This window comes from Candidatus Poribacteria bacterium (genome assembly GCA_021295715.1).
Taxonomy (GTDB): domain Bacteria; phylum Poribacteria; class WGA-4E; order WGA-4E; family WGA-3G; genus WGA-3G.
In genome coordinates, this window is the sequence record JAGWBV010000149.1 from 1 (window position 1) to 8,536 (window position 8,536).

Annotated in this window: 6 protein-coding genes; 4 read left to right on the forward strand and 2 right to left on the reverse strand. The window is 45.8% G+C overall.

All coding sequences use genetic code 11. From position 1 onward, the window contains the following. The first annotated feature begins 125 nt into the window (after positions 1–125). The gene (locus J4G07_22000) at positions 126–3,125 is read left to right on the forward strand and encodes a hypothetical protein (GenBank protein ID MCE2416658.1); all 3,000 of its coding nucleotides are present in this window, start codon (positions 126–128) and stop codon (positions 3,123–3,125) included. Between the two features lie 158 nt (positions 3,126–3,283). Here J4G07_22000 and J4G07_22005 read toward each other — a convergent pair whose 3' ends face one another. After that, positions 3,284–5,077: an ABC transporter ATP-binding protein gene (locus tag J4G07_22005; GenBank protein MCE2416659.1), complete on the reverse strand. Its 1,794-nt coding sequence runs from the start codon at positions 5,075–5,077 to the stop codon at positions 3,284–3,286. Next, positions 5,074–6,780: an ABC transporter ATP-binding protein gene (locus J4G07_22010; protein ID MCE2416660.1), complete on the reverse strand. Its 1,707-nt coding sequence runs from the start codon at positions 6,778–6,780 to the stop codon at positions 5,074–5,076. Before J4G07_22010 ends, J4G07_22005 begins: the two co-directional genes overlap by 4 nt. Positions 6,781–7,346: 566 nt before the next feature. Here J4G07_22010 and J4G07_22015 point away from each other — a divergent pair. The 3 genes from J4G07_22015 to J4G07_22025 are packed head-to-tail and all read left to right on the forward strand — an operon-like array spanning position 7,347 to position 8,465. Further along, positions 7,347–7,943, forward strand: a complete 597-nt coding sequence (locus J4G07_22015; protein MCE2416661.1) for an AAA family ATPase — start codon at positions 7,347–7,349, stop codon at positions 7,941–7,943. A gap of 1 nt (position 7,944) precedes the next feature. Continuing rightward, positions 7,945–8,265 carry a hypothetical protein gene (locus J4G07_22020; GenBank protein ID MCE2416662.1) on the forward strand — a complete coding sequence of 107 codons (321 nt, stop codon included), beginning with the start codon at positions 7,945–7,947 and terminating at the stop codon, positions 8,263–8,265. Next, on the forward strand, positions 8,262–8,465 hold the full coding sequence (locus tag J4G07_22025) for a hypothetical protein (GenBank protein ID MCE2416663.1): 204 nt from the start codon (positions 8,262–8,264) through the stop codon (positions 8,463–8,465). Before J4G07_22020 ends, J4G07_22025 begins: the two co-directional genes overlap by 4 nt. Positions 8,466–8,536: the final 71 nt, after the last annotated feature.

Consider the following 8,536-nt stretch of genomic DNA (forward strand, 5'->3'; position numbering starts at 1 on the left):
CTCAGAGAATACAATGCTGATATAACCATTGATGAAGTCATAAACATGTATCATTAATTCTAAAGTTTACTATAAATACATATACTGGTGATTGGCGTGTTCCTGCGAAGCAGTATCGGGATTGGATGGAGCGTACATTCAAACCTTGGCGATTGGATAGAATGCCGTCATGGGTTGAAGATATAGGCTTAGTTGTTACCTGTGGTTTGGATACGAAAATGTTGGACAAGTTGGCAGAACAGGTAGATCCAACAAAAACTTTGCTATATGTGGTGCATTGGCGAAAAGATGATTACGATGCTAATTATCCGGACTATACAGCGAGGGAAGGTTTCGGAGATTTCGTTAATGTCGCGCATCGTCACGGGTTTCGAGTGATGCCTCACACAGATATTGTTGGAGTTTCATCGTATCATCCACTCTACGCGAAATTTGAAAAATTTCAAGTTCGAGACCCTTGGGATGGAAAACCTGTCGGCTGGCTGTGGAATGAAATAGATAATCCTCATCGCTTCGCATATATCAATCTCTCAAGTTCTGAATTCAGGAAACATTTCGTTCAGCAGTTAAGAGAAGTGTGGGAGAAATATCGAGTTGATGCATTCCATTTGGATATTAGCCACGTTGTGATCAACGATGCAAACGGATTGATTGAAGGTTTAAATGCTGGTCAAGGTAACGCGCTGATTCACGAGGAATTAGCATCTGCGATGCCCGGTGTTGTTTTCAGTGGTGAGCATCTTCACGAAGTCACCTTCTTCCGTGAAAGTTTCGCTCAGCGTGGGAAACTTCCATCAGAAGTAACACCGCACCCGATTAGTTCCTTTCTATTTTCTCCTTATACATTGCCCTATGGTCATTTAGGATTGCCCAATCCGGACAAGGAACCGCAACTTTACCAAGAGTTTTTGGGATCGTATGAGAGTTGGGGCGTTTTGCCGACGCTTCGACTCTGGTCGGTAGAAGAGCTAGATCCTGAACATATTGAAGCCCAACGAATTCTAACAGTCGCCCAAAATTGGCAGGAGCTTGGTTTAAAACCAGATTTTCAGACGCACTGGGCTACGGAAACGCTGTTTCGGTATGTAGGCAAAAATGGTGAAACTGTAACTTATGAGACCACTGGCGGGGGGACTACGCTTGTTTTGTCAGGAGAAGATGTCGGATATGAAAGAGTCTTTGGTGTAACACAGGTGAAAACTGACCGAAGCCTTCCAAACTGGCATGCCTACAACGAAATGAGAATACTTGGCTTGAATCCTGAGAAGTTTTATTTGTTGAGCGATGTGCCACGCGATTTTTCTCAAGTGCATATTAATTCCTTGCCAGAAGGCGTTTCTGTGACGGAATCTCGTGTGACGGAAAACGCTGCCCTGTTTAGATTCCAAAAAGCTGATGTTTCTTTGGAAATTGATTTATTGTCTCAGTTCCATCTTTTAAGAACAGGTATAATCTTCAATGGGGAGGATTTACCTCTGCAAAAAGGAGCGACTTTTCATTCTACTCAGGTATCGATTTCTGGAATCCGTAAATCCGCTATTGATTCACATCCTCCTCACCAAGACATCAGCGGCGATACATTCGGGGAATGGGAACTGTTGCTGCCAGATAGCCATAAGATCCGTTTGGAATTTGACATTGGATTGGCGGAAGGTTCTGAAAACTCCGATGGTGTAACGTTTGCTGTCTCTGTTCAAGGCAATGATATTTTTCGTCGGCATTATGCCGAACAGAGATGGGACCATATCAGCTTAGATTTGACTCCCTATCGCGGACAACATCTAAAACTTCGTTTCATAACGAATCCGGGTCATAACGAAAATAACTCATGGGATTGGGCAAGGTGGGGTGAACCTAAAATTATCTCTGAACCACCGGACACACTTACAAATATAGGTTTCTTCTTACCCAATGATCCAATAAGAAAATTCCCCGAAACGGTAAAGAATCAAGGAAATGAACTATATTCACTTGAAACCAAACTGCCTGCACAAATTCTCTTCCACTTCGCACACGCTCAACAAGTGGTCTCGTCCTTTAATCTAAGAGATGCCGATTTTATTGTTGGTCTCCAGTTTGATAATGTCTTTCGACTTGGGAATGTTCACGGCTCAGGTGAACGAAGCCATGGCACCGTAAATGGTGTGAAAAAGGATACCATTGCTGCTCATCCCCCAGATGATGGTCAAACTATTCTTCAATTCTTACTCTCTCTTCCTCAAGCAGAAGACGTGATGTTCTCTTTTTCAATGGGGTTCTTGGATGAGGAGATCCATGGCGATGGTGTTTCTTTTCAGGTGCTTTTGAACGGATATAACCGATTTAAACACACCACAAACACTCCTGGATGGACAGACGCACAAATCTCGCTTTCTGAATTTGCTGGTAAAACTGTATTACTAGAACTGGTGACTGACCCTCGTGAAAATAATAGCTGGGACTGGGCGCATTGGGCAGATCTGCTGATTACCGCTGATGGCGTTGAACCTAGTGGTGATGTCAATGCGGACGGAACTGTCAATATCCTTGATATGGTGATTATCGGACAGAATCTTGGGCAAAAGCCGCTGCCTAATTCGAGAGCGGATGTCAACAAAGACGGACAGGTAAATGTACTGGATCTCGTCCTTGTTGCCGAAGACTTTGGCGAAAAAGTAGCTGCCGCTCCAGTCGAAATAGAAATTGCTAAGACTATATCGTTTTCCTCCGAGGAACTTATTGCAGTTCAGCGTTCCTTGCGAACGTTAGAGGCAGTACCAGAAAAATCGAGTCATGTTAAAATAGTGATTCAATTTTTACGCACGTGGCTCGCGAGCGCAAACCAAAGTTTCAGAAAAACGAAACTTCTCCCAAACTATCCAAACCCTTTCAACCCGGAAACTTGGATACCTTATCAGTTGGCAAGACCTGCGGAGGTATCACTACACATCTATACCGTAGACGGTAGATTGATTCGGACTTTAGCGTTGGGGCATCAGCTAGAGGGGATCTACCAGAGCAAAGACCGAGCAGTGTTTTGGGACGGTAGAAATGAGGTAGGTGAACCCGTAGCGAGTGGGGCGTATTTCTATACATTCACCGCTGGCGATTTCACTGCTACGAGGAAGATGCTCATTTTGAAATAGTTAATAATAAAATCTTATCCTTCAGGTGGCGGAATGGATATCCCTATACACTATCCTGCCGTAAAGGTGTATAATTCCGATAAAAGCATTGACAGGCAGAGAAGCCGAAGGATACGTTTTCTCCAAATCGTTACTTTCAACTATGATTGTAGGTCGATTCATTTTCCGACTACATCCATATTTCCTCGCCACAACCCTTGCATCTCCTTACATGTTTCCAAAAGCACTTCTAACGTTCCTTCCGCTTCTATTTTTCCATCCTTGAGGACGACAATATTATCGGCGTGTTGTAAGGCAATAGGGCGATGTGATACTACAAGGTACGTGCTTGTGAGTAAACTATTTGCAGTTGTCTCGCGTTGTTCAAATACTCGGCTCCATAACTTTTGCTCTGTTTCCACATCAAGTGCACTGGAAAGATCATCAAACACCAATAGTTCAGGCTCACGCACCAACATCCGCGCCGCTGCTGTTCGTTGTCGTTGTCCACCGGAGAGTCTAACACCTCTGGGACCAATCACCGTATCCAGTCCACTTTTAAATGTTTTCAGATCGTCCTCCATGACTGCTGCCCAGATCGCTGCAGGAAGATCGACGTTATCTTCTGGTAGTCCCAGCAGGATATTCTCTCGAAGGGCATCGCTGAAAAGTCGTGGGACTTGAGGCGTGTATGCACAGCGTGGTGGCACGAGGAACGATGTCGCATCCATGATGGGTTTACCATTCCAGTAAACAGTTCCGGTGTATCGAGGTAGATGCCCTAATAGGACCTCCAAAAGCGTCGTTTTACCCGAACCGACGCGTCCGGTGATGACAGTAACGGTACCGGCATCCAAGCTGAGGTTGATATTTTCAATCCCGCGTCCCGTATCCCGGTAGCGATAGGTTAACTCTTCGACTTCAAGGCGGCTTAGATGATGACTTCTGTTTTTGACGATGAAGGGAACGCTCGGAAAAGGACCGCGTAGGTATACCGGTCCAAGCCTGAGTAGTTTCTCTTGTTTACCATCGGCTGTCAGTTCAGAGAGCCGTTTCAGAGAAACATCAGCCTGCTTGAATGCTGCTAATAAACGCCCAAGCCAATTGGCAAACCCCAATACCGAAACCTGCCCGAGCGCGATGTAATTAACGAACAGTGCGAAATCACCTACGGTAAAAACACCGCCTCTCATCATCTCGCCAGCCAATATCAAAATCACGCCCATCGCAAGGTTGATTGTTGTTGAATTCATCGAAGCCAACAATTGGTTGAAAAGGTTCTCTTTGATAACAGCCTTGCGTCTTGTTTCGCTGAGACCATCAAAATGATGAACGGCATTCGACTCGGTGGTTGCCACCTTGATCACCTGTGCTGCCCCGAAAAGTTCGCCGAGAAAGCCAGAGACACGACCTGTGGCTTCTCGGTTTACACGTCGATAAGTTTGAATGCGCTGACCCAACCCGTTTGTCAGGGCTACAATTGCTATCATCGGTAGAAAGGCGACAACCAACGCAATAAGAGCAGATAGCGCGTGCCCGCTCAATTCAATAACGATTGTGATCGGGGCAACCGCCCCTTGGGTATCATCATCAAAGCGGTTGATGATCTCGCCGGGGTTTTGGACAGAATGAATATCTGCGTCTTGCAGGAGGGATTTGAACAAGTTCCTGCGAATCAGTGTTTGAAGTTTTCCTTCAAAGTAGGCATAGGTTGCAGCATAGCTCTGCTCAAACATTTGGATAGTCAACCGCGTGCCTAAGAAAAGGATCACCAAGGTCCAGAGATCAAAAGCGACCGGTGTTTCACCTGTCAAGGCGTTAAAGAACTCGCGTATGATTAACCCAATGAGAAGCGGTAGACCATAATAAGCCAAGGAAAAAATGAAACTAAGACCATACAACATCGGGCTAAAACGTATCAGCCGCCAGAAATAGTGTCGTTTCTTTTCTGTGTTGAGAGGTAGTGTCTTCATGCCAGAAACTCCTCTAACCCTGTTCGTAAGAGACCGAAAAGGATGGAATTGCGGTTCGCTACTAAATTTTCATATTCCCCATATTCTCTGATTCGACCTTCTTCGAGAATCATTATTTCGTCTGCCCGCTGCACAGTCGAAAGGCGATGTGCGATTATAATCGCAGTCCGATTTCTCAGAAGTGTGTCTATTGCTCGCTCAAGGTGTCTTTCAGTCGCAGGATCGAGACGGGAGGAGGCTTCGTCCAAGATTATCAATCCGGGATCTCTGAGAAAAACTCGCGTAAACGCCAACAGCTGCGCTTCGCCAGCAGAAAGCCCACCGCCACCTGAAGGAAGTTCCGTATCAAGTCCGTCAGGCAGCGTATCGTACCAATCACGCAATCCCAGGGCCCGGAGTCCCGCAAGGACTCGATCGTCTTCAATTGTTCGATCAAACAAGGTTAAGTTATCTCGAACAGATGCCTGAAAGAGTTGTACTTCTTGTGTGACGATGCCGATGTGCCGTCGCAGGTCAGACAGTTGTAGGTTCCTTATGTCTGTATCGCCTAAGTAAATCATGCCATCACTGGTATCGTAGAGACGAAATAGAAGACGAGAAAGCGTGGTTTTCCCGCTTCCGGTGCGTCCGAGCAGACCGAGCACTTTACCAGGCCTGAGATGGAATGACAGGTGCTTGAGAATGGGTTGCTCCGGCTGGTAAGAAAAGGAAATATCTTCGCACTCAACTGACAATGCACCCGAAGGCAGAACCGCTCCTGGACCGTCTTGGATTTTGGGTTTGGTTAGCATAAGTTCCCGAACACGCCTGATGCTAACCTTAACCATTTGGAAGTCCTCTATCTGGCGTTGAATCCTGTTCAGGGGTGCATGCAGCATCTGGAGATAATGGAGAACGAGATAGACTGTCCCGATAGTAATAGCATCGGCTTGGAATAGGTACGCACTAAGCCCCATCACAGTCGCGAAACCGACAGCGAATACAATGTTCGATATAGTCCACCCGACATCGGTGATAACGTCGGCTTTGAACTTTGATAGGACTGCTCGTCTCGTGACCTCATGAAAACGACGCATCACATAAGCGATTGCGCCATTCGCCCGAATGTCTCGGAGTCCAGAAAGACGTTCCTCAAGAAAACTCGACAGATCGGCACTCGTCTGTCTCTCAACGTCCCAGTAAGGCTCAGCGATGAGCTGAGAACGAATATGAACCATCAAATAGACCGTCACAAGGACGCCGAGGATCGCACTCAGTCGCCAGTCTTCGTAAAAGAGGACAATCAATGTGCCGACTGACAACAGAATGCCGCCTAATATTTCCATCACAAATTGCGAGAAAAAGTTGGCAAGTCTATCCACATCGCCGTCAACGCGTTCAATCAATTCGCCGGGTGTGTGGGTGCTATGGAAGGAAATATCCAATCCCAAGATATGAAGGGTCAAATTGCTGACGTATACTGAAATGGCTGATACAACTTGATGAACCAATCCCACACCAATGAACAGCAGACCCGCTTGAATCAATTTCTGTAGTGCCTCGGTGGATCTCGCAGTATCAATGAAATGACGCACAATTAGCGGGTTGATGAGTTGTAAGCCGATACTGCCAAACAAGAGCAGTACCATCAGCAAAACCCTTGGCCACTGTGGTTTGAGGTAGTCAATAAGCAAACCCCAATATCGACTGTGTCGTATTTTCATATACTATATCTAATGAAGCCGTAACCTGTCCTAAAGGATAAATTTCTTTCAACTCAATTCGAGCGAAATTACGAAGACAGAGCAATAATGTTTGCGCGAACGAAGGTTGGTTTTATTTAACGGAATTACATTTAATTATTCCATTCCAATGTGCTATTTTTAAGCAACTAATGACACACTCTTTTGGATGCACTTTTGGAACTTTTTAAACGATCATGGAAGTTAATCGTGGAAACGCGGTTGTAAAGTTTCCCAGTGTCCTAAGTTGTGCTTTACTTCAGTCATTCTCTAACTTCCTTTTATACCATAAACAGAATTCAAATTCGGTGTATAGATACTATTATGCCAATCTTCACATAAACCCACGTAACTCGCAACCTTTCCAATAATTTGAAACGCATCTGCAAAAGCATCGTTTGTCTACATGTCAATACGTCAGCATGTCGGATCGTCAACACGTCGGAATGTTAGACTGTCGGTTCGTCGGCATGCTAACAAACTAACATGTCGTCCCGGCTGACACGTCGGAATGTCTATATGCTGACACGTCTACACGGAGGACAACGATGAAAACGATCGCTATCTTGTCTCGCAAGGGTGGGACTGGCAAGACGATGCTTGCCACACATCTGTCAGTCGAAGCAGAACGCAACGGACACACCACTGCCTTGATTGACCTTGACCCACAAGCCTCTACAGCGAAATGGGGAGACCAACGCGAGGACGATACACCCGCCGTCATTGAGGCACCCGCATCACGGCTGGATCACTGGTTAGATTTTGTAGAGGAGAACGGCGCAACACTCGCTGTTATCGACACTCTGAAAATCGTAAAAAAATCGTCCTTTGTGGTTATCCCTTGTGGCACATCAAAAGCCGATTTGGAGGCGAATGAGGGTATCATGGATGTCGTCACAACTGTGAATGTTCCCGGTAGGATTGTTCTGAACCATGTCGCTGCAAACTCCGATCTCGATTTAGAAGCACGCAAAGCCACAAAGCATTATGATGTCGTCTGCGCACCTTGCCAGATCGGGCGGCGTGTCGGGTTTATCCATGCCTATAACAGCGGTTCAGTCGTTCAAGAACTCGAACCTCAGTCCAAATCAGCGCGTGAGATCCGTGCACTTTATCGCTATATTACCAAGCAAATGGAGGTCTAACATGGCAGAGAAACGGAAATTATCAGACGTTATCAATGAAAAAAAGGAAAAAGAGAAAGCAGATACGAAAACAAACATAGCGGCTCCGGAACGGAGACAGGGTGAGAATGGATCGTCATCGCGCCGGGGTAAAAAGCAGATTGGCGGACACTTTGATCCTGAAGTTAGTCGGCAACTCAAGATCGCTGCTGCCAAAGAGGACAAAACTATTGATATTTTGAAAGAAGAGGGATTCCCCCGATCGCTTAATATGGAAGTGGACCAGAAGATGCCTCAAAACGGCGTTATAGGACATTCTCGAAAGTTTTTTCAAGAACAGTGATAATTTCAGAAATCCACTGGAAAATCTTAGATAAAGCAAACCGTCAGCTGGCATTGCGTTTTGAAAAACTACAGAAAGCGCGTGCGAGTCGCGATCCGCACGGCATTCAGCGTGCCGAGATGGACTATTTTCAGGCACTACAATATCTTTATGCCGCAGTGGAGACCGCTGTCTACACCCGTAAAGAAACAAAAAAGTGATGAGACGAATCGCTTGATAACAACAAAATACAGCTTTCGTTAAATTCAGCTAGTCTCGTATTTGAGAAGAA

Coding starts and splice junctions, on each gene's coding strand:
- J4G07_22010 (MCE2416660.1), bottom strand. CDS start 6,780: ATGAAAATACGACACAGTCGATATTGGGGTTTGCTTATTGACTACCTC.
- J4G07_22000 (MCE2416658.1), top strand. CDS start 126: ATGGAGCGTACATTCAAACCTTGGCGATTGGATAGAATGCCGTCATGG.
- J4G07_22005 (MCE2416659.1), bottom strand. CDS start 5,077: ATGAAGACACTACCTCTCAACACAGAAAAGAAACGACACTATTTCTGG.
- J4G07_22015 (MCE2416661.1), top strand. CDS start 7,347: ATGAAAACGATCGCTATCTTGTCTCGCAAGGGTGGGACTGGCAAGACG.
- J4G07_22020 (MCE2416662.1), top strand. CDS start 7,945: ATGGCAGAGAAACGGAAATTATCAGACGTTATCAATGAAAAAAAGGAA.